Origin of the sequence: Burkholderia cepacia (assembly GCF_001039005.1) — a bacterium.
Taxonomy (GTDB): domain Bacteria; phylum Pseudomonadota; class Gammaproteobacteria; order Burkholderiales; family Burkholderiaceae; genus Burkholderia; species Burkholderia theae.
The window spans coordinates 329,646-355,640 of record NZ_LDWR01000011.1; the positions used below are offsets into that span (position 1 = coordinate 329,646).

Below are 25,995 nucleotides of genomic sequence, written 5' to 3' on the forward strand. Positions count from 1 at the left end.
TCCTGGTCCGTGTTCAGGGGTTCATGCGAAGCTCATGCGAAGCCGGCCGACGCGAGAAACGCGCGGCTCGCGGCGACGTCGCGCAGGCTCGTGCCGGCATTGCGCGGATCGCGCTCCTGTTCGATCGTGATATAGCCCGCGTAGCCGATGTCGTCGAGCGCGCGCCGGATCGCCCGGTAGTCGAGCACGCCGGTGCCGATCGGGCACATCACGCCGCGCGCACACGCGGCGAAGAACGCGATGTGCTCGCCCATCACCGCGTCGTACACGGCCGCGTCGATGTCCTTGAAATGCACGTAGTCGAGGCGCGCCGCATGGCGGCGCAGCCACGTCTCCGGGTCCATACCCGAGTAATGCAGGTGGCCCGTGTCGAGACAGAGGCCGGCCGTGTCGGCCGGAAGATCGGCAACGATCCGGTCGATCTCGTCCGCGAACTCGATGTAGCCGCCCGCATGCGGATGGATCACCGCGCGCACGCCGAACTCGTCGCGCGCGAGCGTCGCGATCTGCCGGACGTGGTCGACCATGCGCGCCCAACGTTCGTCGGACAGCCGCGGCGCGCGATCGGCATGGCCGGCCGCGTAATCGCGTTCTTCGTGCCCCCAGTCCATCACGACCAGGTACGGCGCCGCGTAGCGCTGGCCCTGCTGCGTCGGCAGCTTCGGCAGCCGCGTGATCAGCGCGCAGATCTCGCGCGTCTGGCGCAACAGGTTCGGCAGGTTCTCCGGCGACACGAGATCGTCGAAGATCGTGCCGGCGGTGATGCTCAGGCGCTGCCGCTCGAGCTCGGCGCTCACGACGTCGAGTTCGAGCGGGATATAGCCGTAGGGCCCAAGCTCGATGCCCGAATAGCCGGCCTGCGCGGCCTCGGCGAGCACGTGCCGCCACGGCGGCAGGTGCGGGTTCTTCACGTCGTCGACACCCCAGCAGCACGGTGCGCAACCTATCTTCATCGTCATGTCGGTCAGTCCGGCAGGTCAGCGGCGCGCGGCCACGGTTCAGCCGCGATAGAACGCGGGGCGATCGGCCATCGCGATCGGCTCGACCGCGCCGCTGCGCTGTGCACGCACGCACGCGTCGGCCGCGACCGCCGCCGCGTAGCCGTCCCATGCGGACGGGCCGGTGAGCGCACCCTGCCGCACGCCGTCGATGAACGCCTGCAGCTCGACGTCGTACGACGCGATGAAACGCTCCTTCCAGTCGGTCATGATCTCGACCGATTGCCGCGCCGCGCGCTTGAGCCCCACGGCCGGCGGATCGGGCAGCTTCGCGATGCCCTGCTCGCCGACCACCTCGCACTGGATGTCGTAGCCGTACTGGCAGTTCACGAAGATCTCGACGTCGATGCGCACGCCGCTCGCGGTTTCCAGCAGCACGATCTGCGGATCGGCGAGATGCGCCGACGCATGGCGCGTCTTCTTCGGATAGACGACCTGCGCGCTCGTGTAGTCCTCGCCGAGCAGCCAGCGCAGCACGTCGAGCTCGTGGATCAGCGTGTCGGTGATCGCCATGTCGGTCGTGTAGCGGTCGCCGACCGACTGGTTGCGGTGCGCGCAATGCAGCATCAGCGGCGCGCCGATCTCGCCGCTGTCGATCACGCGCTTCAGCGCGCGATAACCTTCGTCGTAAGGCCGCATGAAGCCGACCTGCACGAGCCGTTTGCCGTGCGCGACTTCGGCTTCGACGATCCGCATGCAGCCTTCGGCCGTGACGGCGAGCGGCTTCTCGCAGAACACCGGCTTGCCGTGCGCGATCGCGTCGAGCACGAACGCTTCGTGCGTCGGCCCCCACGACGTGACGAGCACGGCCTGCACGTCGGCGGCCGCGACCACGTCATGGCCGTCGGCATAGATCTCGGCATCGAGCCCGAACTTCGACACCGCATCGCGCGCCTGCTGCGGATCGATGTCGTTGACGGCCACGACGCGCGCGCCGGACAGCGTACGGGTCAATCTGCGGATGTGGTCTTGGCCGATCGCGCCGCAGCCGATCACGCCGATTTGCAAGGTCATCTAGAGGTCTCCAGTCATTCATCAGCGGCGCGGCCCGTGCCGCGCCGATCAACAATCGTTCAGCGCGCCGCGCGATCGAAATGGCGATCGACGTAGCGCTGGATCGTGTCGCGCATGTAGCGCGACGACGCTTCCGCGCGGTCCTCCCACGCGAACACGCACGACGACATCACGCCGTCGAAACCCGCGGCGCCGAGCGCGCGGAAGAACACGTCCCAGTCGATCTCGCCCTGGCCGATGTCGAGATGCTGGTGCACGCGGATCTGGTTCGAACCGGGCGGGTTCACGATGTAGCGCAGCTGGCTGCTCTTGCGGTGGTCGAAGGTGTCGGCCACGCGCACGTGCGCGAGGATCGGCGCGGCCTGCGCGATCATCGCGGCCATGTCGTCGCCGTAGTAGAACGTGTGCGGCGCGATGTACGACAGTTTCAGCGACGGCGAGCCGAGGTTCGTGACGATGTCGATGGCCGGCTGCAGCTGCTCGATCCAGTCCTCCGGATGCGGCTCGACCGACAGCACGATGCGCTCGCGCTCGAGGATCGGCAGCAGCTCGTCCATCGACCGGAACCACGCGGCTTCGCACAGCTCCTTCGGGTTCGCGCCGGGCCGCTCGCCGACCGAGCGTTCGGGCGACGCGCCGCGGCCGAATTCCGACACCATCAGCGTGCACTCCATCTCGACCGCGACCTCGATCGCCCGCTTCCAGCAGCGCACGGCCCATGACCGCTCGTCCTCGAACGGGCTCGCCCACCGGTACATCGGCTGCAGCGACGCGAGGCCGACGCCGCTCGCTCGCATCGCCTGCCGGAACCCGGCCATGCGCTCGCGCGTCGCGCGCGGCATCACCCACCAGTCGAGAAAGTCGCTGCGCGGCGACAGCTCGATCTGGTCGTAGCCGAGCTCGGCCACCGCGTGCGGCAGCCGGTCGAGCGGCAGGTGGCGAATCATGTAAGGGTCCAGCGCGATCTTCATCAGGATTCCTTGTCGATAGCGGATTCCGGTCGGACCGGCAAAGGTCAGCGACGCGACTTCTTGTTGCGGTACTGGTCGGCGATCACGGCCGCGACGATGATCGCGCCCTTGACCATCTCCTGGTAATACGCGTCGATGCGGATGAACGTGAAACCCGACGTCATCACGCCGAGGATCAGCACGCCGATCACCGTGCCCGTCACGCGGCCGAGGCCGCCCGACAGCGACGTGCCGCCGATCACGACCGCCGCGATCGCATCGAGTTCGTACATCACGCCCATGCCAGACTGGCCCGAGATCGCGCGCGCGGCCGTCACGGTGCCGGCGATCCCGCTCAGGAGGCCCGCGATCGCGTAGACGAAGATCAGGTGACGCGTGACGTTGATGCCCGACACGACGGCCGCATGACGGTTCGCGCCGATCGCGTACGTGTACTTGCCGAAACGCGTGTAGCGCAGCACGACGTGGAAGATCGCGGCGATCACGAGAAAGATGATCACCGGGTTGGCGCCCGCGCCGATCGCCGCGAACGGGTCGGTCAGCATCGACACCGGCATCCCGTTGGTGAACCATTTCGCGAACCCGCGTGCGGCCACCATCGTGCCGAGCGTCGCGATGAACGGCGGGATGCCGGTCAGCGCGATCAGCGAGCCGTTCAGCAGGCCGACCAACAGCCCGACGCACACGCCGGCCAGCACGGGCCAGATGATCGGCAGGTCGGTCAGGTGCGGAAACACCGCGCGCGGGAAGTCGGACACCTGCGCGAGGCTCGCCGACACGACGGCCGCGGCGGCCACGACCGACCCCGACGACAGGTCGATCCCGCTGGTGATGATCACGAGGTTCACGCCGACCGCGATGATGCCGATCACGGCCATCTGCAGCACGATGATCTCGAGCCGCTCGGCGTTGAACAGGAAGCTCTGGCCGACGACGATCCAGCCGACGATCTCGAAGAACAGGCTGATGCCGACCAGCACCAGAAAGATGCTCAGCTCGGGCGGCCACTTCGTGTGCCGCGCCTTGATCGTCATGGTCTGCGCATCCGCGACCGGGTTCAGGTTGCCCATTTCTTTGTCTCCAATCTTGGTTCGGCTCAGCGCGACGCGAGATCCATGATGCGGACCTGGTCGGCGTCCTTGCGTTCGACGATGCCGGTCATGCGCCCTTCGTGCATCACCATGATCCGGTCGCTCATGCCCAGCACCTCCGGCATCTCCGACGAGATCATCAGCACCGCGACGCCCTTGCCGGCGAGTGCGCTGACGAGCCGATGGATCTCCGCCTTCGCGCCGACGTCGATGCCGCGCGTCGGTTCGTCGAGGATCAGGATGCGCGGCTGCGTGAGCAGCCAGCGGCCGATCAGCACCTTCTGCTGGTTGCCGCCCGACAGGTTCTGGATCTCCTCGTGCAGCCCGGGCGTCTTCACGCGCAGCGTCCGGCTCATTTCCTCGCAGTCGCGCTTGAGCTGCGCCTGCCGCACGAAGTTGAACTTCACGTAGCGGTTGCTGAGCACGGCCGCTTCCATGTTCGCGAGCAGGTCGAGATTCAGGAAGCAGCCGGTGTCCTTGCGGTCCTCGGTCAGGAATGCCATCCCGTGCTTCATCGCCTGCGCGGGCGTCGCGATCCGCACCGGCTTGCCGTCGATCCGGATCTCGCCGGTCGTGGCCGGCACGACGCCGAACAGCGCCTCCGCAACGTTCGACCGCCCCGAGCCGACCAGGCCCGCGACGCCGAGAATCTCGCCCGCGCGCAGCTCGAAGCTCACGTCGCGAAACACGCCGTCGACGCCGAGGTTCTTCACCGACAGCACGACGTCGCCGATCGGCACCTCCTCCTTCGGGAACATCTGCGTGATCTCGCGGCCGACCATCATGCGGATGATGTCGTCGCGCGTGACGTCGGTCGATGCATGCGTGCCGATGTACTTGCCGTCGCGGAACACCGAGAATTCGTCGGCGATCTCGAACAGCTCGTTCATCTTGTGCGTGATGTAGACGATGCCCTTGCCCTGCTCGCGCAGCTGGCGAATGATCCGGAACAGGTGCGTGACTTCCTTGTCGGTCAGCGCCGACGTCGGTTCGTCCATGATCAGCACGTCCGAGTCGAACGACACGGCCTTCGCGATCTCGACCATCTGGCGGCTCGCGACCGTCAGCGTGCGCACGTCGGTTTCCGGATCGATGTCGATCGACAGCCGCTCGAACAGCGCGGCCGTGCGGCGGCGCAGTTCCGCGTGATCGATCAGGCCGAAGCGGTTCTTCGGTTCGCGGCGGATCCAGATGTTCTCCGCGACCGTCATGTACGGCATCAGGTTGAGTTCCTGATGGATCATCGCGATCCCGCGATTGAGCGCATCGAGCGGACCGTTCAGCACGACGGGTTCGCCGTTGATCAGGATTTCGCCCTGGTCGGGCGTGTAGACGCCCGCGATGATCTTCATCAGCGTCGACTTGCCCGCGCCGTTCTCGCCCATCAGCGCATGGACGGTGCCGCGGCGCACGCGGAACTGCACGCCGTCGAGCGCGACGACGCCGGGAAAGGACTTGCCGACGCCGCGCACCTCGAGCACGCAGTCGGCGGTGGAAGAAGCCGGTGAACCGGACGATCCGGACGCGCCGGGCGATCCTCCGGACGAAGAGGCCGGCGCGTCGCCGCCGGCCATCGGGCGCGCGATCCTGGCTGTAAACATGGACGTTCCTCGACAAGTCGCACGCGAACCCGGCCATGCCGGGTTCGCGCAGTTCAACGGAAAACCGATCAGTGCTTGGCGTACTGGTTCATGTTCTCGGGCGTCACGAGTTCGAACGGCACGTTCACGTAGCGATCGACGTTCTGCTTCTTCGCGAGCTTGAGCGCCGTGGCAACCGCCTGCGCGCCCTGCCCGGCCGCGTTCTGGTACACCGACACCTTCAGTTCGCCGCTCTTCATCGAAGCAAGGCCGTCCGGCGTCGCGTCGATGCCGGCGACGACGGTCTTCGGCGTCAATTTGCGCGCGGCCTTCAGCGCGTTGATCGCGCCGATCGCCATTTCGTCGTTGTTCGACACGATCGCGTCGAACTTCGTCCCGGAGCTCAGCCAGTTCATCGTGATGTCCTGGCCCTGCGTGCGGCTCCACTTGCCTTCGCGCTTGTCGACGATCTTCATGCCCGAGCATTCCTTCGTCGCGATCACGTCCTCGATGTCCTTGGTGCGGGCGCGCGCCGATTCGTTGGACAGCTCGCCCATCAGCACCAGGATGTCGCCCTTGCCGCCGAGCAGCTTGCACACCTGGCGCGCCTGCAGCGTGCCCGACTGCTTCTCGTCGGACGCGACGACCGCGACGCCGGCCGGCAGCTTGTCGAAATCGACCGGCTTGCGGTTCACGTAGACGAGCGGGATCTTCGCGGCCGTCACCATCTTCGTGATCTTCGGCGTCGCGTCGGTGTCGACCGCGTTCACGATGATCGCGTCGACCTTCTGCGCGATCATGTTCTGGACCTGGCTCAACTGCTTGCCGACGTCATTGCCGCCATCCTCGATCTGCACCGTCGCGCCGTCCTTCTTCGCCGCGTCGGTGATGCTGTTACGCAGGATCGTCAGGAACGTGTCGTCGAACGACGCCATCGTCACGCCGATCTTCTCGGCATGCGCGAGCGGCGCAGCCAGGATCGCGGCGGCCGCGACGGCCATCAGCTTGGTCTTCATGATCACTCTGTCTCCTCATCTCCGGGGGGCGGAAGACGGCACGTTGCGCGCCGCCGGGCCGAGTCCGATACGGACTGAAGCATCCGGATGAAACTGTAGATCACTTCCTCGAAATTTTGGAAATTTATTTCTACGTGATTTCACCTAGGGAACTGGATTTCCAAAAAGTCTAGACTGCGTCCGTAGCCCGATTCCTTGCGGCAGGCAGCCTCGCGTCGTGCAGCGCACGATGCGGACCGCCACCGGCGGATCGGTCCCCTAATCTGCCGGCAGCGCCGAACGCCGGCCGCGAGCGTGACACGTGATATGAGCCTGCTGAACTTTCCGAGTGACCGCCCCATCGATCTCGCCTGCCTCGGCCGCGTGGCCGTGGATCTCTATGCGCAGCAGTACGGCAGCCGCCTGGAGGACGCGCGCAGCTTCCAGATGTATCTCGGCGGCTCGTCGGGCAACGTCGCGTTCGGCGTGGCCCGGCTCGGGCTGAAGACCGCGATGATCTCGCGCGTCGGCGACGAGCAGATGGGCCGCTTCCTGCGCGAGACGCTCGAGCGCGAAGGCTGCGACACGAGCCAGCTGCAGACCGACCGCGAGCGCCTCACCGCGCTGGTGCTGCTCGGACTGAAGGATCGCGACACGTTCCCGCTGCTGTTCGTGCGCGAGAACTGCGCGGACATGGCCGTGCGCGCCGACGAGATCCGCGAGGACTTCATCGCCGGCTGCCGCGCGCTCGCAATCACCGGCACGCATCTTTCGACGCCGGCCACGCGCGAAGCGTCGCTGACCGCGCTCGGCTACGCACGCCGCCACGGCGTCGTGCGGATCCTCGACATCGACTACCGGCCGGTGCTGTGGGGGCTGACTGCGCGCGGCGCGGGCGAGAACCGCTACGTGCCGGACGCGCAGGTGACGCGGCAGTTGCAGCAGGTGCTCGGCGAATTCGACCTGCTGGTCGGCACCGAGGAGGAATTCCTGATCGCGGGCGGCGTGCCGCACGACCTGATCGGTTCGCTGCGGGCGGTGCGCGGGATCACGAACGCCGCGCTGGTCGTCAAGCGTGGCGCGCTCGGCTGCTGCGTGATCGAGGGCGACATCCCCGCGCGCATCGACGATGCGCCGACGTTTCTCGGCGAACGCGTCGAGGTGCTCAACGTGCTCGGCGCGGGCGACGCGTTCCTGTCGGGCCTGCTGTCGGGGCTGCTGCGCGGCCGCGACTGGGCCGAGTCGACGCGCATCGCGAACGCGTGCGGCGCGATCGTCGTGTCGCGCCATGCGTGCTCGGCCGCGATGCCGACGCCGGCCGAACTCGCGCACTGGTTCGACGGCAACCGCAATCCGGTGGTCGACGCCGATCGCACGCTCGCGCACCTGCATCGCGTCACGGTGCCGCGCCGCGAATGGGACGACCTGTGCGTGATGGCGTTCGACCATCGCAGCCAGTTCTACGAACTCGCGGTGCAGGCCGGCGCGGACGAAGCGCGGATCAAGACGCTGAAGCGCCTGCTCGTGCGTGCGGTCGAGCAGGTCGAGCGCGATCGTCATATCGAAGGCCATGTCGGCGTGCTGATCGACGGCGGCGGCTACGGCAGCGACGCGCTTGCGTCGGCCACCGGACGCGGCTGGTGGGTCGGCCGCCCGGTCGAGCTGCCGGGCTCGCGGCCGCTGCGTTTCGACGACACGCGCTCGGTCGGCTCGTCGCTCACGCACTGGCCGACCGAACAGGTCGTGAAGTGCCTCGTTCACTATCACCCCGACGACCAGGTCGACCTGCGCGTCGAACAGGAGCAGCGCGTGCTGGAACTGTGGGAAGCCACGCGTGCCAGCGGCAACGAGCTGCTGCTGGAAATGATTCCGCCGCGCGCGGTCACACCGGCCGGCACCGAGGACGACGCGGTGCTGCGCACGATTGCGCGCTTCTACAACCTCGGCGTGATGCCCGAATGGTGGAAGCTTACGCCGCTGAGCGCCGACGGCTGGACGCGACTCGCCGCGCTGATCGCCGAGCGCGACCCGCATTGCCGCGGCGCGGTGATCCTCGGGCTGAACCAGCCGCTGCAATATCTGGTCGACAGCTTCCGCTCGGCGACCAACCCGATCGTCAAGGGTTTCATGGTCGGGCGCACGCTGTGGGTCGATGCGTCGCTGAACTGGTTCGCCGGCCGGATCGACGACCAGGCGCTGGTCGACGAAGTCGCCGGCAACTTCGCGCAGCTCGTGGACGCATGGCTCGGCCGCCGCGGCGCCGCGCGCGCCGCCGCGGCCTGATGCGCGTGCCCGTCATGACCGATCCGATCCTTCTTCACTGACCGACGATGACCCCTACCGTGAGACTGACCGTCAGCCAGGCGCTCGTGCGCTACCTGGCCGCCCTGCGCGCCGAAGTCGTCCAGCCCGACGGCCGCACCGAGATCCTGCCGTACTGCGGCGGCGTGTTCGCGATCTTCGGCCACGGCAACGTGGCCGGGCTCGGCGAAGCGTTGCACGCCGAGCGGGACCGGCTGCCGACGTTCCGCGCGCACAACGAACAAGGGATGGCCAACGCGGCCGTCGCGTTCGCGAAAGCGAACTTCCGCCAGCGGATGATGGCCGCGACGTCGAGCATCGGCCCCGGCGCGACCAACATGCTGACGTCGGCCGCGCTCGCGCACGTCGGCCGCCTGCCGCTGCTGCTGCTGCCCGGCGACGTGTTCGTGTCGCGGCTGCCCGACCCGGTGCTGCAGCAGGTCGAGGATTTCGAACAGGGCGACGTCAGCGCGAACGACTGCTTCCGCCCCGTCACGCGCTACTTCGACCGGATCACGTCGCCCGAGCAGCTGCTCGTCGCGCTGCCGCGCGCGATCCAGGTGATGACCGACCCCGCGCAGTGCGGCCCCGTGTGTCTCGCGCTGCCGCAGGACGTGCAGACCTTCGCGTACGACTGGCCCGAGGATTTCTTCGCGCCGCCGGTGATCCGGATGCGCCGGACGCCGGCCGACGCGCTCGAACTCGCCGATGCGCTCGACGTGCTGAAGGCTGCGAAAAAACCGCTGATCGTCGCCGGCGGCGGCGTGCTGTACAGCCAGGCGTGGGACGCGCTGCGCGCGTTCGCGGATACGCACGGCGTGCCGGTCGCCGAATCGCAGGCCGGCAAGGGCAGCCTCGCGTGGGACCATCCGCTGAACCTCGGGTCGATCGGCGTGACGGGCTCGCCCGCCGCGAACCGCGCGGCCGCGCAGGCCGACGTCGTGTTCGCGGTCGGCACGCGGCTGCAGGACTTCACCACCGGCTCGCACGCGCTCTATGGCGACGCGACGCTGCTGAGCCTGAACGTGCAGCCGTTCGACGCGGGCAAGAAGCGCGGCCGGCAACTGGTTGCCGATGCGCGCACTGGCCTCGGCCAGTTGTCGGCCGCGCTGGCCGGCTGGCGCGCCGATCCGGCATGGACGGCCGCCAACCGCGATCAGGCCGTCGCATGGAACGTGCGCGTGACCGAGCTGACGACGCGCGTGCCGCAGGACATGCTGCCGTACGACGCGGAAGTGATCGGCGCGGTGCGCGATTCCGCGGCCGACGCGGGGCGCGACAGCGCGCGCGACGATCTCGTCGTGTGCGCGGCCGGCACGCTGCCGGCCGAGCTGCACAAGCTGTGGCGCAGCGGCGTGCCGGGCAACTACCACATGGACTATGCGTACTCGTGCATGGGCTACGAGGTCGCGGGCGGCCTCGGCGCGAAACTCGCGCGGCCCGAGCGCGAAGTGATCGTGATCGTCGGCGACGGCTCGTACATGATGCTCAACGCGGAACTCGCCACCTCCGTGATGCTCGGCCGCAAGCTCATCGTCGTGATCCTCGACAACCGCGGCTACGGCTGCATCGAGCGGCTGCAGCTGAATTGCGGCGGTGCGAGCTTCAACAACATGCTCGACGACTGCGTGCCGGAAGGCGGCGAACGCTCGACGATCGACTTCGCGATGCATGCGCGCGCGATGGGCGCCGAAGCCGTGCACGTGCGCGACGTCGGCGAGCTGCGCAGCGAAATGAAGCGCGCACGCGCGGCAACGACAAGCCAGGTGCTCGTGATCGACACCACGCACACGCGCACGACCGACGACGGCGGCGCGTGGTGGGAAGTCGCGGTGCCGCAGGTGTCCGCGCGCGCCGGCGTCGAGCAGGCGCACCGCGCGTACATCGACGCGAAGATCCGGCAGCGGCGCTGATGCCGCGCCACCCACGAACCCGCATCGCGAACCCAACATTCGAACCAAGGAAGCACGCCATGAGCTGGAACGTCCGCATCGGCATCAATCCCCTGTCGTGGATGAACGACGACCTGCCGTCGCTCGGCGGCGAGACGCCGCTCGAAACGGCGCTGAAGGAAGGCGCCGAAATCGGCTACGCGGGCTTCGAGCTCGGCAACAAGTTTCCGAAGACGGGCCCCGAGCTGAAGGCGAAGCTCGCCGAGTTCGGGCTCGTGTGCGTGTCGGGCTGGTATTCGGGCTTTCTCGCGGAAGTCGAACCGGGCATGAGCGACGCCGATGCGGTCGCGGCCGAAATCGAACGCTGCCGCGCACACCTGACGAAGCTGCAGTACAACGACGTGAAGGTCGTCGTCTACGGCGAATGCGCGGGCACGATCCAGGGGAACATCGACACGCCGGTCGCGAAGCGGCCGCGCTTCGTCGACGATGCCGCGTGGCAGCGCTACGCGGCGCGCCTCGACGCGTTCGGCGCACACCTGCTCGACACGTACGGGATCAAGCTCGCCTACCATCACCACATGGGCGCGTACGTCGAGTCGCCCGACGACGTCGACCGGCTGATGGCGCTGACCGACCCGGCCAAGGTGTTCCTGCTGTTCGACACGGGCCACGCGTATTTCGGCGGCGCGGCCGACCCGGTAACGCTGCTGAAGAAGCACGTGTCGCGCGTGGTCCATGTGCATTGCAAGGACGTGCGGGCGCAGGTCGTCACGCAGGCGCGCAACGACGGCTGGAGTTTCCTGAACGGCGTGATCAACGGCACCTTCACGGTGCCGGGCGACGGTGCGCTCGACTACGACGCGACGCTGCGCACGCTGAAGGACGCCGGTTACGAAGGCTGGCTCGTCGTGGAAGCCGAGCAGGATCCGGCCGTCGCGCCGAGCTATGCGTATGCGAAGAAGGGTTACGAATCGCTGCGCGCGATCGTCGACCGGTTGAGCGCGTAACGCCCTGGCGCCCCTGGACCCTTGAGCCTCACCCTGTTGCGGAGCCCCACCCCATGACGATTTCTCCCCTGCTGGTCAAGGCATCTTCCGACCGCGAAATCTGCAACGTCACGCCCGAGTCGGCCGGCTGGAAGCACGTCGGTTTTCGCGCGCTGCGCCTGAAGGCGGGCGACACCGAAACGCTCGACACCGGCACGCGCGAGCTGTGCGTCGTCGTGCTCACGGGCACGGTGCGCGCGAGCGTCGACGGCGAAACATACGACGCGCTCGGCAAGCGCGACAGCGTATTCGAGGACGTCTCGCCGGACGCGCTGTACGTGCCGGGCGGCAAGACCGTCACGCTGGTCGCGACGCGCGATGCGGAAATCGCGCTGTGCACCGCGCCGTACGCGAGCGGCGACAAGCCGGTACGGCGCCTCGACGGCGAACGGATGAGCCGCTCGGTGCGCGGGCAAGGCACCAACACGCGCTACGTGTGCGACATCCTGATGGGCGACAACCCGGCGGCCGACCGGCTGCTCGTGGTCGAAGTCGTGACGCCGGCCAGCCATTCGAGCAGCTATCCGCCGCACAAGCACGACCGCGACGCGGCGCCCGACGAAACCTCGCTCGAGGAAACCTATTACCACCGGATCGATCCGCCGCAGGGCTTCGCGTTCCAGCGCGTGTACACGGACGACCGCAGCCTCGACGAAGCCTGCGCGGTCGAGAACCACGACGTCGTGATGGTGCCGCGCGGCTACCACCCGGTCGTCGCGCCGCACGGCTACAACCTGTACTACCTGAACGTGATGGCCGGGCCGAGCCGCGCGTGGGCGTTCAAGAACGATCCCGCGCACGAGTGGATGCTCGACGCCGCGCCGAAGCGCTGAACGAAAGACGGGCCCGCGCGCGGCCCGTGACGACGCGACGCCCGGCGCGCGCAGACAGAGCCGGCGACGACACGGAGCCGCCATGGTCACGACCCTCTTTCGCCTCGAACCCCCTCCCTTCGACGATGACGCGTCGAATCCGGCGCTGCCGCGCTTCAATGCCGCCGTCGCCCGCCGGATGGGCGAAATCGCGGTCAACCTCGCCACGCGGCGCGGGCTGCCGATCGCGGTGAGCATCGTCGGCGAGCAGGCGCCGCTCTTCTACTGCGCGCTCGACGGCAGCCACGCGGACGATAGCGGTGCGATCCGCCGGCGGCAGAACACGGTGTTGCGTTTCGGATTGAGTTCGCTCGCGGTCGGCGAGCGCTTTCGCCGCGCCGGCTGGTCGCTGCAGTCGCAGGGATTATCGGAAGACGACTATGCGCTCGACGGCGGCGGCGTGCCATTGCGGATCGCCGGGGCCGGCATCGTCGGCGCGATGACGATCGCGGGGCTCGACTCCCAGGACAATCACGCGCTCGTCGTCGAAAGCCTGCAGTGGCACGTCGGCGGGTATGCGCTGGCGATGCTCGCGTAACGAACGATGTCGTTGGCGTGACCGGCGCATGCGCGCCGATCCGCCGTCCCGCAGGATCAGTTCAACCCGCCGCTCACGACGAGGTGCTCGCCGGTCATCCAGCGCGCATCGTCCGACGCGAGGAACACCGCGACCGACGCGATGTCGTCCGGCTCGCCGAGGCGGCCGAGCGGCGTCTCGCTGCGCACCTGCTTGTCGAGATCGGAACCGATGATGCCCGCGCTGTGCGTGCCCTCGGTCACGATCATGCCCGGATTGATCGCGTTCACGCGGATCTTGCGCGGGCCGAGTTCGAGCGCGAGCACGCCGGTGATCGCGTCGACCGCGCCCTTGGTGCCGCTGTACACCGCGCTGGCGGGCGGCGTGATGCTGGTCACCACCGAGCTGATGTTGATGATGCTCGCGCCTTCGCCGAGATGCTTGACGGCCGCCTGCGTCACGAGCAGCACGCCGAACACGTTCGTGTCGAACTGCCGGCGGTAGTGTTCTTCGGTGATCGCCTCGATCGGCGCGAATTCGTACACGCCGGAATTGTTGACGAGCACGTCGAGACGGCCGTACGTGTCGATCGCCGACTCGACGATGCGCTGCGCGTCCGCTGCCTTCGACACGTCGCCGCCGACCGCGACCGCGCGGCCGCCGGCTTCGACGATCGCGCTCACGACCGCGTCGGCGCCCGTCTTGCTGCTCGCATAGTTGACGACGACCGACGCACCTTCCGCGGCCAGCGCCCTGGCGATCGCTGCGCCGATGCCCTTCGATCCGCCCGTGACGATCGCTACCTTGCCTGCCAGCTTGCTCATGATTTCATTCCTCAGTCAGAAGACGCTCGATGGAAAACGCCCGTTGCCGCGCTGACGCGGCGCACCGGCATGGCTGGCAATGTACGGCGTCGCATGGCGGCAATAAAGCGGCTCGACGCGAATTGACTGGTGGGGCCAGCCGAACAATCGAGCCGACGCCATCAGCCGGCGCTCAGCCACGCGTTGGCGACCTCACCGCCGAGGCCGTCGAGCGCGCCGTCGTAGACGATCCGTCCGCGCCCCATCACCGCGACGCGATGCGCGAGCCGCGGCGCGAACTGCAGCCGCTGCTCGATCAGCACGATCGCGACACCGTCGGCCTGTAGCGCGGCAAGGCACGCACCGACTTCGTCGACCGCGAGCGGCGCGAGCCCTTCGGCCGGTTCGTCGACGATCAGCACGCGCGGGCTGCCGGCGAGCGCACGGACCAGCGCGAGCACCTGCTGCTCGCCGCCCGACAGCCGCCCGGCTTTCACGTCCGCGCGCGCGGCCAGCAGCGGAAAGCGGTCGAACAGGCGTTCGAGCGCCGCGCCTTCGGTCGCGCCGCGTGCGCCGCGCAGCCCGAGCCGCAGGTTGTCGCGCACCGTCAGCAGCGGAAACACATCGCGGCTTTCAGCGACGTAAGCGACGCCGTGCCGCGCGATCTCGAACGTGCGCGCGCCCACGCACTCGGCGCCGGCGATGCGCACCGAACCGGCCGTGCGTACGAGCCCCATCACGGCCTTCGCGAGCGTCGAGCGCCCCGAGCCGTTGCGGCCGAGCAGCGCGAGCGTCTCGCCCGGCGCGAGCGCAAGATCGACGCCGTCGAGCACCGGCTGCATCCCGTACCACGCGCGCAAGCCGCGAATGTCGAGGAGTTTGCTCATGCGCCGCCCTCGCCGAGGTACGCGGCACGCACGGCCGGATCCGCGCGGATCGCATCGGGCGCGCCGGTCGCGACCACGGTGCCGCGCACGAGCACCGTGATGCGCTCGGCGAAACCGAACACCGCATCCATGTCGTGCTCGATCATCAGCACCGTGCGGCCCTGCGTCGTCGTCCGGATCAGCGCGATCATCCGCGCCGCCTGCGCGCGGCTCATGCCGGCCGTCGGCTCGTCGAGCAGCAGCGTGCGCGCGCCGCTCGCGAGCGCGATCCCGAGATCGAGCGCGCGCTGCTCCGCATAGCTCAGTTCGGCGGCCGGCGTGTCGCGCCGCGCATCGAGGCCGATGTCGTGCAGCACGCGCGCGGCTGCGAGATCGACCGACGCCGCTTCGCGCAGCCGGTTCCACCAGCGCCGCCGTTCGGACGGCGCATGCAGCGCCGCGCAGCGCAGGTTGTCGAGCACGGTCAGCCGCGCGAACGCGCTCGTCTGCTGGAAACTGCGGCCGATGCCGAGGCGGCTCGCGACGACCGGCCCGCGCCCGCGCAACTCGACGCCGTGCAGCACGACGCGCCCGCGCGTCGGCCGCGTTGCGCCCGCGATCACGCCGAACAGCGTCGACTTGCCCGCGCCGTTCGGCCCGATCAGCGCATGGCGCTCGCCGGCCGCGATGCTCAATTCGACGCCGTCGAGCACCGTCTGCGTGCCGAAACGCTGCACGATGCCATGAAGTGCGATCGCGTTGCCGTTCATCGCCCGTCCTCCCGCTTGCCGGCCTGCCCGCCCGGCACGAGCCGCGCGCGCCAGCCCCACAGCAGCGTGCCGATGCCGGCCGCCGAGCACGCGACGGCCCAGCCGGCCGGCGTATCGGCGTCGATGCCCCATGCGCCGAACGCAAGACCCGCGCCGTCGTCCTGCGCGAAGCGCCACGCATAACCGAGCTCGGCCGCGCAGACGATCGCGACGCCCCAGAACACGCACGCGCCGACGCCGCACAGCATGCGCCACCGCTCGGCCGCCGACGCGTCGCGCCGCATTGCATGCGCGAGCACTTGCGCGATGCCCGCGATCCCGCCCGGCGCGGCCACGACGATCACGACGAACAGCACACCGAGATACAGTGCCCACGCGCGCGACACGCCCGCGACGACGACGCTCAACGCGGTCAGCACGGCGGCGCCGGCCGCCGGCCCGAAGAACGCGCCGGTGCCGCCGATCACCGCGGCGATCAGCACGGTCGCCGAGCGCGCCATCGACACACTGTCGGGCGTCGCGATCTCGACGTCGATCAGTGTCAGCGTGCCGGCGATACCCGCGAAAAACGACGCGCAGGTGACCATCGCGAGCCGCACGCGGCGCGGATCGGTGCCGAGCGCGGCAACCCGCACGGGGTTGTCGCGCACCGCGTTCGCGAGCCGCGCGAGCGGCGTGCGCGTTAACGCGTGCATGGCCCACGCCGACGCGACGCACCACGCTGCGATCACCGCATACGCGTGCGCCGGCGCACCGAAATGCCAGTTGCCCCACGGCGTGCCGCTCGCGCGGTCGATCGGCACGCCGCCGATGCCGCCGAACCACGCGGGCACGCTCCACGCGGCGGCCGCGACGCATTCGCCGAGCCCGAGCGTGATCATCGCGAACGCGGTGCCGGAACGGCGCGTCGCGAGCAGCCCGGCGACGAATCCGCAGCCCGCCCCGGCCGCGCCGCCGACGAGCGGCAACAGCGGCAGCGGGCCGCCGAAGCGGTTGAACCAGTGCGCGGCCGCGAAGGCGCCGAGGCCCGCGAATGCCGCATGGCCGAACGACAGCAGCCCGGTCGTGCCGAGCTGCAGGTTGTACGACAGCGCGAGCACGACGAGCGCGGCCGTCTGCGCGAGATAACCGAGCACCGCGCCATGCGGCCACAGCCATGCGGGCAGCGCGACGCACGCGGAAAACAGCGACCAGCGCGCGAGGCCGGCGAGCGTGCGGCTACGCATCGGCACGCTCGCCGAACAGCCCGCGCGGCCGCGCGACCAGCACCGCGACCAGCAGCAGGTACGGCACGAGAGGTGCAAGCTGCGCGATCGACACCGCGGCTACGCTGTCGGGCAGCACGATGCCGGCCCATAACGCGAGGTCGCGCAGCGACGTGTCGCTCGCGGCCGCGAAGGTCTGTGCGAAACCGACCGCGAGCGACGCGGCAAACGCGCCGCCGAGCGAGCCGAGCCCGCCGATCACGACGACCGCGAACACGACCGACCCGACGGTCTCGGCCAGCGCGGGTTCGATCACCGCCAGCGGCGCGCCGATCACGCCGGCCAGCGCCGCGAGCGCGGTGCCCGCGCCGAACAGGCCCGTCATCACGCGCGGCACGTTGTAGCCGAGCGCTTCGACGGCCGCGCGGTGCGTGAGCGCGGCGCGCACCACGAGCCCGACGCGCGACACGCGCAGCAGCGCGCCGAGCGCGACCAGCATCGCCGTGGACATCCCCATCATGAACAGACGGTAACGCGGCAGCGCGAGACCGAACACGGTCACGGGCGCACCGTCGAACAGCGGCGGTACGGGTGCCGGCAGCGGCGCGAGGCCCCACAGGAGTTTCGCGCCCTCGCCGATCAGGTAGGCGAGGCCGAAGGTCAGCAGCAGCTCGCTCGTATGGCCACGTGCCTGCACGCGGCGCAGCAGCCAGCGTTCGCAGCCGGCGCCGAGCAACCCGACCGCGAGCGGCGCGAGCACGAGCGCGGGCCAGAAACCCGCGCGCAACGCGATGCTGTAGCCGACATACGCGCCGAGCATGTAGAAGCTCGCATGCGCGAAGTTGAGCACGCCCTGCACGCTGAAGATCAGCGTGAGGCCGGCCGACAGCATGAACAGCAGCAAGCCGTAGCTGAGGCCGTTGAAGGCCTGGAGCGCAAACGCGTGCACCGCGAACCGTCAGGCCGCGAGCGGATCGAGCGCGGCACGCAGCGCGTCGGGCAGCGGCACCGGGCGGCGCGTGCCGCGATCGACGTACACGTGCACGAAATGCCCCTGCGCGGCGGGCGCGGCGTCGCCTTGCGCGAACAACCCGACCTCGTAGCGCACGCTCGACGTGCCGAGCTTGACGACGCGCAGCCCCGCGTCGACCGACTGCGGAAACACGAGCGGCGCGAAGTAGTTGCACTGCGTCTCGACCACCAGCCCGATCGTCTGTCCGTGCTCGACGTCGAGCACGCCCGCGCGGATCAGGTACGCGTTCACGACGGTGTCGAAGTAGCTGTAGTAGACGACGTTGTTCACATGCCCGTAGACGTCGTTGTCCATCCAGCGGGTCGTGATCGGCAGGAAGTGGCGGTAGGCGTCGCGCGGACGCGGCTGCGGCTTGTCGGACATGGCGATGGTGGTCAGGACGATGGGAGCGATGCGGACGAAGCGCCGCGGCCATACAGCGCGGCGCGCCGGCAGGAAGCGAAGCGCCGCGTCGCGATCGCGCGCGGCACGGCGGATGAAACGCTGCGCACGGGCCGGCCCGTCACTGCCCCGGCCGGTCGACGAACTCGAAATCGAGGCCGCGCGCGCGCATCCAGTCGGCGAGCGCGACGCCGGTGCCGGCGCGCCACGGGCGCAGCAGCGGCGGATCGACGAGCTTGTATTCGAGCAGTTCCGGCGACAGCGCGACGGTGCCCGACGCGCGCACGTGGTACGCGATGATCAGTTCGTTCTTGCGGATGAATTCGTAGACGCCGACGAGCGACACGTGCTCGGCCTTCAGCGCCGTTTCCTCGAACACCTCGCGTGCGATGCCGTCCTCGGGCGTTTCGCCGTTCTCGAGGAAGCCGGTAATCAGCGCGAACATCCCTTCGGGCCAGGCCGCATTGCGTGCGAGCAGGATCTTGCCGTCGAGTTCGACGATCGCCGCAACGACGGGCAGCGGGTTGTTCCAGTGCACGTAGCCGCAGGTGTCGTCGGGGCAGGCCTGGCGAACGCGGCCGCCTTCATGGTCGGGATCGGCGCGCTCGGTCAGCGGGCTTGCGCAGCGTGGACAAAAACGGTAGTCGGCGGTGGTCATCGATGGAGACAGGGCGAACGGGGCCGCCTGCAGTGGCGGCCCCGTTCGCGCTCGGCGCGGGAAAGTCTCGATTCTAGCGAGTTTGCGCCGCGCCGAGGCTTTCAGCGATGACAGGATGGGCCGGCGGGAACGACACGGGCGACGCGATTCGCCCGTGTTCGCCCCGGCCGGGCGACGCGCCGATGCGCATGCGAACGCACATGCCCGACGCGCCGCGCCCTCCTTTCGGCATGCGGCGGCCTGACGTCCCGCTCAGGCCGTCGCGGGCGTCCGAATCGCCGGCGGGCCGGTCAGACCGTAGCCGGCACGGACGGCACCGGTCAGTCGCGGATGCTGCCGTAGTTGATACCGGCGAGCGGCATCCCGGCGTTGTTGCCGGTCGTGCTGCTGCCCGTCACGTTGCCGAAGTTCAGGCCCACGAGCGCGCCGGACTGCTGCGCGTACCCCGGCGTCAGCGCGACGCGGGTTTTCGTCGTCGAACTGTCGATCCAGCCGAAATTCCCCCCGGCCAGACCACCGAGCCGCGCGTAGTAGCCGCCGGAAACCGTGCCGGCCGACGACGACGACGATGCGATCGCCCCGCTGTTGAAACCGACCAGGCCGCCGACCGAGCTGTAGTGGCCGCCGGTTGCCGAACCGGTCGCGCTGGACGCCTCGACCGACGCGCCCATGTAGTTCTCGCCGATCAGGCCGCCGACATAACCGGACGAGCCGGCTGCGGCGTCGCCGGATGCACTCGACCCGGCCACGCGGCCGGCGTTGAAGCCGATCAGGCCGCCCGCCTTGCCCGCGCCCACCACGGTGACCGCACCCTTCGCGTCGGACTTGAGCACCGAACCCGTGTTGCGGCCGACCAGCCCGCCGGCGATGCTGTCGAATGCGGTCCAGACCTCGCCCGCTGCCGACGACTCGTCGATGACGCCGCTGTTGGTCGCCACGAGGCCACCGGCGACGCTCGAGATATCGCCCGCCACCCAACCCGTCGTATCGGATGCCCGCACGGTGCCCGCATTGACGCCGACGAGCCCACCGGCCTGTCCGCTCATGCCTGCCACCACGGTGCCGCGCGCCGACGATGCGCGAATCGCGCCGTCGTTCACGCCGACGAGGCCGCCCGCCGTTGCGTAGTCGCGTACGGAGACGTCGCCGCTCGCGGACGACGCGAGCACTTCGCCGGTCGCCGCATTGCGGCCGACCAGCCCGCCCGCGATACCCTTCGCGCCCGCCGCGACGTAACCGTTCGCGCTCGACGCATCGATCTTGCCGGCGTTATGGCCGACCAGCCCGCCGGCCACGCCGGCAGTGTCGGCTTCCACAGCGGCGCTGGACGTCGATTCGCGGACGCTCGCGAAGTTGGCGCCCACGAGGCCGCCGACGTTCGACGCACCGGCCATCACCCGGCCGGCGGCCGTCGATGCATTGACGACGCCACGGTTTTCGCCGACCAGACCGCCCACGCGAGCACTGTCGCTCGCCGCCACGATGCCCTTGAACCCGGACGCATCCACCCGGCCCGCGTTGTGGCCGACCAGACCGCCCACCGATGCGTTGCGTGCGGCCCGCACATCCGCGGCGGCCGTCGATGCGTTGATCGCACCGCCGTTGTTGGCGCCGGCGAGGCCGCCGACGCGGGCGCCGGTGCCGAGCGCCGTCACGGTGCCGGTGACCGTCGACGCATCGACCCTCCCGCGGTTGTCTCCGACCAGCCCGCCTGCGCTGCCGCTCGACGAACTGACGACCTGGACGTCGGCGCGGCTGTTGCGGATCACCGCGTCGTCGAGCGAGACGAACGCGATGTTTTCACCGGCCAGGCCGCCGACGTTCAGCGCATCCCTGCCGCCGTCGACGCGCCCCGCCACGGATGCGCGCTCGATCGCGCCACCAAAGTTGCTGCCGACGAGGCCGCCGACGATCGTGCGCCCGTCGCCGCTTACGGCGACGTTGGTCGCCTTCACGTCCGAGATCGTGCCCATGTTGTAGCCGGCCAGCGTGCCGACGCTGACGGGCGACCAATAGGACGGCACGACCGCGCGCGTCGACACCTTGTCCAGCCCGAGGTTGGCGATGCGGCCCGCGTTGAACGCGAACAGGCCGACGGCGTTACCGCCCTGATTGGAGATCGACAGATCGCCGATGGTATTGCCAAGGCCGTCGAACACGCCGTCGAACGCGCCGTTCGCGCCGATGCTCCGGAACGCCGCGCCCTGGCCGTCGATCGCGTTGCCGAGCACGTAGCGGCCTCTCAGGTTGCGGTCGACATTGCGCAGGCCCGCGACGTCGTGGATCACCTGATACGCGTCACCGTTCGACGAGAACGACGCATCGCGGCCCGACAGCGTTGCCGACGCGTTGTCCTGCGTGAACCGGTGACCCTTCGTCGAATTCAGTTCCAGTCGTGCCTGCTCGCCCGTCAGCGCAAGCTTGTCGTCCACGCGGATCTCGCCTGCCGAATTCGCCGACACGCCCGCTTTTGCACCGCTCGCCGTCAACGACTGCTTCAGCGCGACGTCGCCCTTTTGCGACGTGAGCGTCAAGACATGATCGCCCGTCCAGTTCACAGCGCCGTTTACCGACAGATCGCCTGCCGTGTTCGTCAACGCGACGTTCGTCGTGTTCAACGCACGCGACAGCGTCGTCGCACCGATCGCCGCGTCCGCACTATTGGCGTTCGTCTCCGTCCTATCGACCGTCGAAATGTGCTGCGTGCCGTCCGCATGCCCCACGTTCGCATTCGCCGATTCGATCGTCCACGTACCCGTGCGGCCCGACGCACTGCGCGTATCGACTTGCGCATCGCTCGACACATGAACCTGCTCGCCGCGCGTCGTCACCGCGCCGCCTGCCGCGTTCAGCTTCCCGCCGTTGTGCGCCTGCGCATCGATCGCGCCACCCTCCACCTGCAGGTTCAGCAAACCGTTGCCGTCGAAGTTCACGTTGAACGCGTTACCCGCGCTCAGCGCCACGCTGCCGGCCTGCGCACGGATCACGCCCGTGTTCGACACCCGTGCGCCCAGCAGTGCCACGCTGCCGCCTTCGGCCGCCGTGATCTTCCCCGCGTTCTCCACCGACTGGCCCGATGCACCCGCAAACCGGTAGTTGCCTGCGAGGAAATCCTTGTCCGACACGTCCTTCGTCGATGCGACCAGCGCACCCACGTTCACCTGCGCGCCCGCGCCGAACACCACGCCGTTCGGGTTCACCAGGAACACCTTGCCGTTCGCGTCGATCTGGCCGTGGATCTGGCTGCCGTTCGTGCCGATCACCCGGTTCAGCGCGATCGACTGGCTCGTCGGCTGCTGGAACGACACGCGCTCCCCGCCCGCCACGCTGAAGTCCTGCCAGTTCGTGATCAGCTTGTCCGTGTGCTGGTTGATCGACATCGTCTTGCCGTCCACCGACGTCGCGATGTCGGCTTGCCCCGACGCCACCGCACCGCCCGTCGGCAACGCGTATGCGCTCGTTGCCGCCAGACTCAGCAGCGACACCCCCGCCGCCAGCAGGCGCTTGCCGCCCCTCTTGCCGCGACGGCACGCGGTTTCGCTCACCGCGCACCAGCCGCCCTGTGCTTCGTTCCATACCAGTGAATAGGCCTTATTCATTTGGAATCCTCTTTAATTGCTTTATGAATGCTCGCGGGAAACGAGCAACCGATCATGCACGCTCAGAAATACTGGGCGGCCTGAACCCATACGCTCGGCGAGCGAGCTGGCGAATCGCTCCCCCTGCCGAGCGGCAATGCGGCCGTCAGCGTGACTTGCCGCTTCGCGCCATACCAGCTCGCGCCGACACCCGCCGCCTGCATGTGCTGCATATTCCGTTCGCGCTTCCACGGATGCCGGTTGATCTGTATGCGGCCCGCGTCGACAAACGTGCTGACCTGCCATGCAGGCGCGACGAGATAACGCAGTTCGGCGCTGGCCTGCCAGCCCTGATCGCCGCTGCCTTCGCCCAGCGCATACGCGCGCACGCCATATGGGCCGCCCAGACTGAATTTCTCGGACGAATCGAGATTGCGCGACGCGAGCTGCGCGCCGATTTGCGCATACACCTGGAACCGGCCGCCCAACGCCTGAATCCGCTGCACGCTCAGGTTCAGCTTCGTGAAGCTGCCGATCGCCTTCGTCAGTTCGTTCGCCGCGAACACGTCGCTGCTGCGCAACCGCCCCACGCCGAACATCACCGAGAAGCCGTTGCGGCCACCGCCCAGCCAGCCGTCCTGGCTGTTGCCGCTGAGCCCGACGGTCCACAGGCCGACGTTCTTGTCATTGCGGAGCTCGAACGCACCGTATTCGTCGCGGAAGTTCTTGTTTTCGTATTGCACCTGCGCGGTGAGGTTGAGATCGCGCGCACGCACAAGCGGCTGTACGACATAAGCGGTCTGCACGCTGGCGCGCCCGCTCATATCGAGATCGGAGAAACTTCCGGCGACTCGGTAACGCAGCGCTGAATACGCGACGCCGACCCGCGTGGACGCCGGCCCGACCGGCACCTGATACGCGGCGCGGTAATAGCGCTGCCGTTCGTCGCTGACAAGCCCGCGCAGGCTCAGCCGATCGCCGAGCCGCAACGGCGCATTGACGTCGACGCTGCCGCCGACGCGGTAGCGCCCCGTCGATACCACGCCGAAGTTGTCGAATTCGAGCGACCCTGACGCGGGCGCCGCGCGATCGGCCTCGACGACGAGATCGGTCGTACCGGGCGCTTCGCCCGGGCGCAGCGTGCCGCGCGCGCCGACGCCCGCCAGATCGTCGAGCAGCAGCAGGCTGCGCTCGAGACTGGAGCCGCGCACGACATCGCCCGAATGCAATGTGGAAAGTGGCTGCCGCAGCACGGCGTCGAATACGCGGGAATGGTTCTGGATCTCGATCTTGCCGTAGCGCCCTTCGGCGACTTCGATGCGCACGACACCGTCCTCGATGTCCTGCTTCGGCAAATAGGCGCGCGCAAGCACGTAACCGCGCTCGCGATAGTAGGCGGTGATCCGCTCGGCCGCGCGCTGCAGGTCGGCGAACCCGAGCGTGTCGCCGGCGAGCCCGGCGACGAGCGCCTGCAGCGTTGCGCTGTCGAATACGGTGTTGCCGCCGACCTCGAACGCGCGCACTACGATGCGCGGCCCGGCTTCCGGGGGCGGCTGCGCGGCGCTGTCGGACGGGACGATCTCGAGATCGGGGGCGGCTTCCGGCGGCAGGGCCGGCCGCGACGTTTCGACGTCGCGCATCGTCGTGCCGGCGTTCGGCGCTTGTGCGTGCGCTTGCCCAGGCAGGCTTGCGGCGCCCGCACTCCACAACAGCGACAGGCACAGCATGCTGCCGACGCCTCTACGCGCGCGCGGAGCGCCACTGTTGTCGACAGCCACGGTCGACGAACCGACTGCGCGAGAGCCCGCGATGACGAAACTGCCGATGTCATTGCGGCAACGGACGACGATTCTTGTTTGATCTACCCACATACGCCACAGCATCCGAAATGCAACCGCCGGACACACTCCAGCGATCAATTTATTCGGCGGATGCTACAGACAGACATTCCGGATGTATGTAGATCAGGTACGAAATTTGGGCGGCACCTTTCGTTCAAATCGCGTCGCGTACGAAGTCATGCCGAATGAAATACAGTAATCCTATTCAATTACCCGGCCCCGCATCGACATCGACCATAAGGTCCTGCACCTTTCCGTCATAACCGGCGATGCAACGCTCGTCGACGCAACACGCGATCCGCCGGCGCCGACCATCAGGTTCACGGTCGCCGACGTGCGGCGGCCGCCGCGATAACCGCGAACCCCGCGGCCCCGGCCAGCAGCGTCGCGGCCGCGACCCACAGGGCCGGCGTGAACGATCCATATCGCGCGACCAGCGGCGCCGCCACGAGCGGCCCCGCGATCTGCCCGACACCGTACGAAGCGGTCGCATAACCCATCAGCCCGGCCGCGCGCTCGCCATGCAGGCGCCGCGCCTCGCGCATCGCGAACAGCGTGATCGCGGTGAACGGCAGGCCGAGCAGCACGCAGCCGAGCGAAAAACCCGCTGCGTTGGGCCACACGATGCCGGACCCGATACCGAGCGCCTGCGTCGCGCAGCCGAGCGCGAGCAGCAGCCGGTTGTCCCAGTGCCCGGGCAGCCGCGCGGCGGCGAGCGCGCCGACGATCAGCGCCGCGCCGAACATCGGCCAGAACAGGTCGGGCCACGGCGAGCCGGCCGGCAGCGCCGCGCGCGCGATCACCGGCAGGAAGGTCGCCGTGATGATGTAGCCGAAGCCCGGCATCCCGTACAGCACGACGAGCCATGCGGCATCCGCGCGATGGCGGCGGGCGGTGTCCGGCGCAGCCACGGCCGCTGCGTGCGACACCGCGCCGGACGGCAGCGGGCTCGCCGCCGCCGACACGGCGAACGTGCGCCAGATCGCGACCGACAGCAGGATCGACAGCGCCGCGAACCCGAACCAGCCGAGCGCCGCGCGATGACCGGCCAGCGCGCTGCCGACCAGCCCCGTCAGCACGATGCCGACGCCGGGCCCCGCGTAGATCACCCCGCTCCACTCCGGCGCATGCAGTTCCGCGAGCCGGCGCAGCCCCCATTGCGACACGAACACGAACGTCCACGCGCTGATCACGCCGGCGACGAAGCGCACCGCAAGCCAAAGCGGCAGCAGATGGCCGACGCCCATCGCGGCCGTGAGCAGCACGGTGGCCGCGAGCCCGAAGCGGACCATCCGCGCGGGCGCGACGCGCAGCGCCGCGCAACTGACCGCGCCGGCGAAGTAACCCGCGTAATTCGCCGCTGCCAGCCAGCTGCCGGCCTTCAGGCCGATCGAGCCGTCGGCGAGCATCAGCGGCAGCAGCGGCGTGAACGCGAAGCGGCCGACGCCGAGCGCGACGGCCAGCCCGATCATGCAGGCCAGCGCGGCCGTACGGGCGCGGCGGTCGGCTTCGTCTGACGAAAGCGCGTGAGCGGCGGGCGGTGCATCGAAACGGGACATGGCGGCAGCGCGGGCCGCCGC

The 25,995-nt window shown here is 69.0% G+C and carries 21 protein-coding genes; 5 read left to right on the forward strand and 16 right to left on the reverse strand.

Annotated elements, in window-relative coordinates; all coding sequences use genetic code 11:
* Positions 1 to 32 precede the first annotated feature (32 nt).
* The 6 genes from VL15_RS06540 to VL15_RS06565 all read right to left on the reverse strand — a co-directional run bounded on the left by VL15_RS06540 (position 33) and on the right by VL15_RS06565 (position 6,670).
* Positions 33 to 959 carry a TIM barrel protein gene (locus tag VL15_RS06540; RefSeq protein ID WP_048244130.1) on the reverse strand — a complete coding sequence of 309 codons (927 nt, stop codon included), beginning with the start codon at positions 957 to 959 and terminating at the stop codon, positions 33 to 35.
* A gap of 39 nt (positions 960 to 998) precedes the next feature.
* Complete coding sequence (locus VL15_RS06545) at positions 999 to 2,012, reverse strand: Gfo/Idh/MocA family oxidoreductase (RefSeq protein ID WP_048244132.1); 1,014 nt, start codon at positions 2,010 to 2,012, stop codon at positions 999 to 1,001.
* Between the two features lie 59 nt (positions 2,013 to 2,071).
* On the reverse strand, positions 2,072 to 2,983 hold the full coding sequence (locus tag VL15_RS06550) for a sugar phosphate isomerase/epimerase family protein (RefSeq protein ID WP_048244134.1): 912 nt from the start codon (positions 2,981 to 2,983) through the stop codon (positions 2,072 to 2,074).
* A 44-nt stretch (positions 2,984 to 3,027) separates the two neighbouring features.
* Complete coding sequence (locus tag VL15_RS06555; protein WP_048244135.1) at positions 3,028 to 4,053, reverse strand: ABC transporter permease; 1,026 nt, start codon at positions 4,051 to 4,053, stop codon at positions 3,028 to 3,030.
* A gap of 26 nt (positions 4,054 to 4,079) precedes the next feature.
* On the reverse strand, positions 4,080 to 5,675 hold the full coding sequence (locus VL15_RS06560; protein ID WP_048244137.1) for a sugar ABC transporter ATP-binding protein: 1,596 nt from the start codon (positions 5,673 to 5,675) through the stop codon (positions 4,080 to 4,082).
* 68 nt (positions 5,676 to 5,743) lie between these two features.
* A complete protein-coding gene (locus VL15_RS06565) occupies positions 5,744 to 6,670 on the reverse strand; it encodes a sugar ABC transporter substrate-binding protein (protein WP_048244139.1) in 927 nt (308 codons plus the stop codon).
* A 306-nt stretch (positions 6,671 to 6,976) separates the two neighbouring features.
* Here VL15_RS06565 and VL15_RS06570 point away from each other — a divergent pair, with 306 nt between their 5' ends.
* The 5 genes from VL15_RS06570 to VL15_RS06590 all read left to right on the forward strand — a co-directional run bounded on the left by VL15_RS06570 (position 6,977) and on the right by VL15_RS06590 (position 13,301).
* On the forward strand, positions 6,977 to 8,932 hold the full coding sequence (locus tag VL15_RS06570) for a bifunctional 5-dehydro-2-deoxygluconokinase/5-dehydro-2-deoxyphosphogluconate aldolase (protein WP_048244141.1): 1,956 nt from the start codon (positions 6,977 to 6,979) through the stop codon (positions 8,930 to 8,932).
* Between the two features lie 47 nt (positions 8,933 to 8,979).
* Positions 8,980 to 10,863 carry a 3D-(3,5/4)-trihydroxycyclohexane-1,2-dione acylhydrolase (decyclizing) gene (iolD, locus tag VL15_RS06575; protein ID WP_048244143.1) on the forward strand — a complete coding sequence of 628 codons (1,884 nt, stop codon included), beginning with the start codon at positions 8,980 to 8,982 and terminating at the stop codon, positions 10,861 to 10,863.
* A gap of 59 nt (positions 10,864 to 10,922) precedes the next feature.
* On the forward strand, positions 10,923 to 11,852 hold the full coding sequence (gene iolE, locus VL15_RS06580; RefSeq protein WP_048244145.1) for a myo-inosose-2 dehydratase: 930 nt from the start codon (positions 10,923 to 10,925) through the stop codon (positions 11,850 to 11,852).
* Between the two features lie 53 nt (positions 11,853 to 11,905).
* Positions 11,906 to 12,724 (forward strand): 5-deoxy-glucuronate isomerase, encoded by an 819-nt coding sequence (iolB, locus tag VL15_RS06585; protein ID WP_048244147.1) that lies wholly within the window; start codon positions 11,906 to 11,908, stop codon positions 12,722 to 12,724.
* Positions 12,725 to 12,806: 82 nt separating this feature from the next.
* The gene (locus VL15_RS06590; protein WP_048244149.1) at positions 12,807 to 13,301 is read left to right on the forward strand and encodes a heme-degrading domain-containing protein; all 495 of its coding nucleotides are present in this window, start codon (positions 12,807 to 12,809) and stop codon (positions 13,299 to 13,301) included.
* 56 nt (positions 13,302 to 13,357) lie between these two features.
* Here VL15_RS06590 and VL15_RS06595 read toward each other — a convergent pair whose 3' ends face one another.
* From VL15_RS06595 to VL15_RS06640, 10 genes are all read right to left on the reverse strand, one after another.
* The gene (locus VL15_RS06595; protein ID WP_048244152.1) at positions 13,358 to 14,104 is read right to left on the reverse strand and encodes an SDR family NAD(P)-dependent oxidoreductase; all 747 of its coding nucleotides are present in this window, start codon (positions 14,102 to 14,104) and stop codon (positions 13,358 to 13,360) included.
* A 161-nt stretch (positions 14,105 to 14,265) separates the two neighbouring features.
* Positions 14,266 to 14,970 carry an ABC transporter ATP-binding protein gene (locus VL15_RS06600; RefSeq protein ID WP_048244153.1) on the reverse strand — a complete coding sequence of 235 codons (705 nt, stop codon included), beginning with the start codon at positions 14,968 to 14,970 and terminating at the stop codon, positions 14,266 to 14,268.
* Positions 14,967 to 15,719, reverse strand: coding sequence for an ABC transporter ATP-binding protein (locus VL15_RS06605; RefSeq protein ID WP_048244155.1), 753 nt, complete (start codon positions 15,717 to 15,719; stop codon positions 14,967 to 14,969). The genes VL15_RS06600 and VL15_RS06605 overlap by 4 nt, the downstream gene beginning before the upstream one ends.
* Entirely contained in the window at positions 15,716 to 16,945 is a 1,230-nt protein-coding gene (locus tag VL15_RS06610; RefSeq protein ID WP_048244156.1) for a branched-chain amino acid ABC transporter permease, read from the reverse strand. Before VL15_RS06610 ends, VL15_RS06605 begins: the two co-directional genes overlap by 4 nt.
* Positions 16,938 to 17,873, reverse strand: a complete 936-nt coding sequence (locus VL15_RS06615) for a branched-chain amino acid ABC transporter permease (protein WP_048244158.1) — start codon at positions 17,871 to 17,873, stop codon at positions 16,938 to 16,940. The genes VL15_RS06610 and VL15_RS06615 overlap by 8 nt, the downstream gene beginning before the upstream one ends.
* Positions 17,874 to 17,882: 9 nt before the next feature.
* Positions 17,883 to 18,320: an acyl-CoA thioesterase gene (locus tag VL15_RS06620; RefSeq protein ID WP_048244160.1), complete on the reverse strand. Its 438-nt coding sequence runs from the start codon at positions 18,318 to 18,320 to the stop codon at positions 17,883 to 17,885.
* Between the two features lie 139 nt (positions 18,321 to 18,459).
* Entirely contained in the window at positions 18,460 to 18,996 is a 537-nt protein-coding gene (locus VL15_RS06625; protein WP_048244161.1) for an NUDIX domain-containing protein, read from the reverse strand.
* A gap of 320 nt (positions 18,997 to 19,316) precedes the next feature.
* A complete protein-coding gene (locus tag VL15_RS06630) occupies positions 19,317 to 22,595 on the reverse strand; it encodes a filamentous hemagglutinin N-terminal domain-containing protein (protein WP_048244163.1) in 3,279 nt (1,092 codons plus the stop codon).
* A 62-nt stretch (positions 22,596 to 22,657) separates the two neighbouring features.
* Positions 22,658 to 24,301, reverse strand: coding sequence for a ShlB/FhaC/HecB family hemolysin secretion/activation protein (locus VL15_RS06635; protein WP_048244165.1), 1,644 nt, complete (start codon positions 24,299 to 24,301; stop codon positions 22,658 to 22,660).
* Positions 24,302 to 24,735: 434 nt separating this feature from the next.
* Positions 24,736 to 25,974, reverse strand: coding sequence for a YbfB/YjiJ family MFS transporter (locus VL15_RS06640; RefSeq protein ID WP_048244166.1), 1,239 nt, complete (start codon positions 25,972 to 25,974; stop codon positions 24,736 to 24,738).
* Between the last annotated feature and the right edge of the window lie 21 nt (positions 25,975 to 25,995).

Bases quoted from the DNA above. Each gene is read 5' to 3' on its own strand.
- VL15_RS06540 (WP_048244130.1), bottom strand. From the start codon at position 959: ATGACGATGAAGATAGGTTGCGCACCGTGCTGCTGGGGTGTCGACGAC.
- VL15_RS06545 (WP_048244132.1), bottom strand. From the start codon at position 2,012: ATGACCTTGCAAATCGGCGTGATCGGCTGCGGCGCGATCGGCCAAGAC.
- VL15_RS06550 (WP_048244134.1), bottom strand. From the start codon at position 2,983: ATGAAGATCGCGCTGGACCCTTACATGATTCGCCACCTGCCGCTCGAC.
- VL15_RS06555 (WP_048244135.1), bottom strand. From the start codon at position 4,053: ATGGGCAACCTGAACCCGGTCGCGGATGCGCAGACCATGACGATCAAG.
- VL15_RS06560 (WP_048244137.1), bottom strand. From the start codon at position 5,675: ATGTTTACAGCCAGGATCGCGCGCCCGATGGCCGGCGGCGACGCGCCG.
- VL15_RS06565 (WP_048244139.1), bottom strand. From the start codon at position 6,670: ATGAAGACCAAGCTGATGGCCGTCGCGGCCGCCGCGATCCTGGCTGCG.
- VL15_RS06570 (WP_048244141.1), top strand. From the start codon at position 6,977: ATGAGCCTGCTGAACTTTCCGAGTGACCGCCCCATCGATCTCGCCTGC.
- iolD (WP_048244143.1), top strand. From the start codon at position 8,980: ATGACCCCTACCGTGAGACTGACCGTCAGCCAGGCGCTCGTGCGCTAC.
- iolE (WP_048244145.1), top strand. From the start codon at position 10,923: ATGAGCTGGAACGTCCGCATCGGCATCAATCCCCTGTCGTGGATGAAC.
- iolB (WP_048244147.1), top strand. From the start codon at position 11,906: ATGACGATTTCTCCCCTGCTGGTCAAGGCATCTTCCGACCGCGAAATC.
- VL15_RS06590 (WP_048244149.1), top strand. From the start codon at position 12,807: ATGGTCACGACCCTCTTTCGCCTCGAACCCCCTCCCTTCGACGATGAC.
- VL15_RS06595 (WP_048244152.1), bottom strand. From the start codon at position 14,104: ATGAGCAAGCTGGCAGGCAAGGTAGCGATCGTCACGGGCGGATCGAAG.
- VL15_RS06600 (WP_048244153.1), bottom strand. From the start codon at position 14,970: ATGAGCAAACTCCTCGACATTCGCGGCTTGCGCGCGTGGTACGGGATG.
- VL15_RS06605 (WP_048244155.1), bottom strand. From the start codon at position 15,719: ATGAACGGCAACGCGATCGCACTTCATGGCATCGTGCAGCGTTTCGGC.
- VL15_RS06610 (WP_048244156.1), bottom strand. From the start codon at position 16,945: ATGCGTAGCCGCACGCTCGCCGGCCTCGCGCGCTGGTCGCTGTTTTCC.
- VL15_RS06620 (WP_048244160.1), bottom strand. From the start codon at position 18,320: ATGTCCGACAAGCCGCAGCCGCGTCCGCGCGACGCCTACCGCCACTTC.
- VL15_RS06625 (WP_048244161.1), bottom strand. From the start codon at position 18,996: ATGACCACCGCCGACTACCGTTTTTGTCCACGCTGCGCAAGCCCGCTG.
- VL15_RS06630 (WP_048244163.1), bottom strand. From the start codon at position 22,595: ATGAATAAGGCCTATTCACTGGTATGGAACGAAGCACAGGGCGGCTGG.
- VL15_RS06635 (WP_048244165.1), bottom strand. From the start codon at position 24,301: ATGCTGTGCCTGTCGCTGTTGTGGAGTGCGGGCGCCGCAAGCCTGCCT.
- VL15_RS06640 (WP_048244166.1), bottom strand. From the start codon at position 25,974: ATGTCCCGTTTCGATGCACCGCCCGCCGCTCACGCGCTTTCGTCAGAC.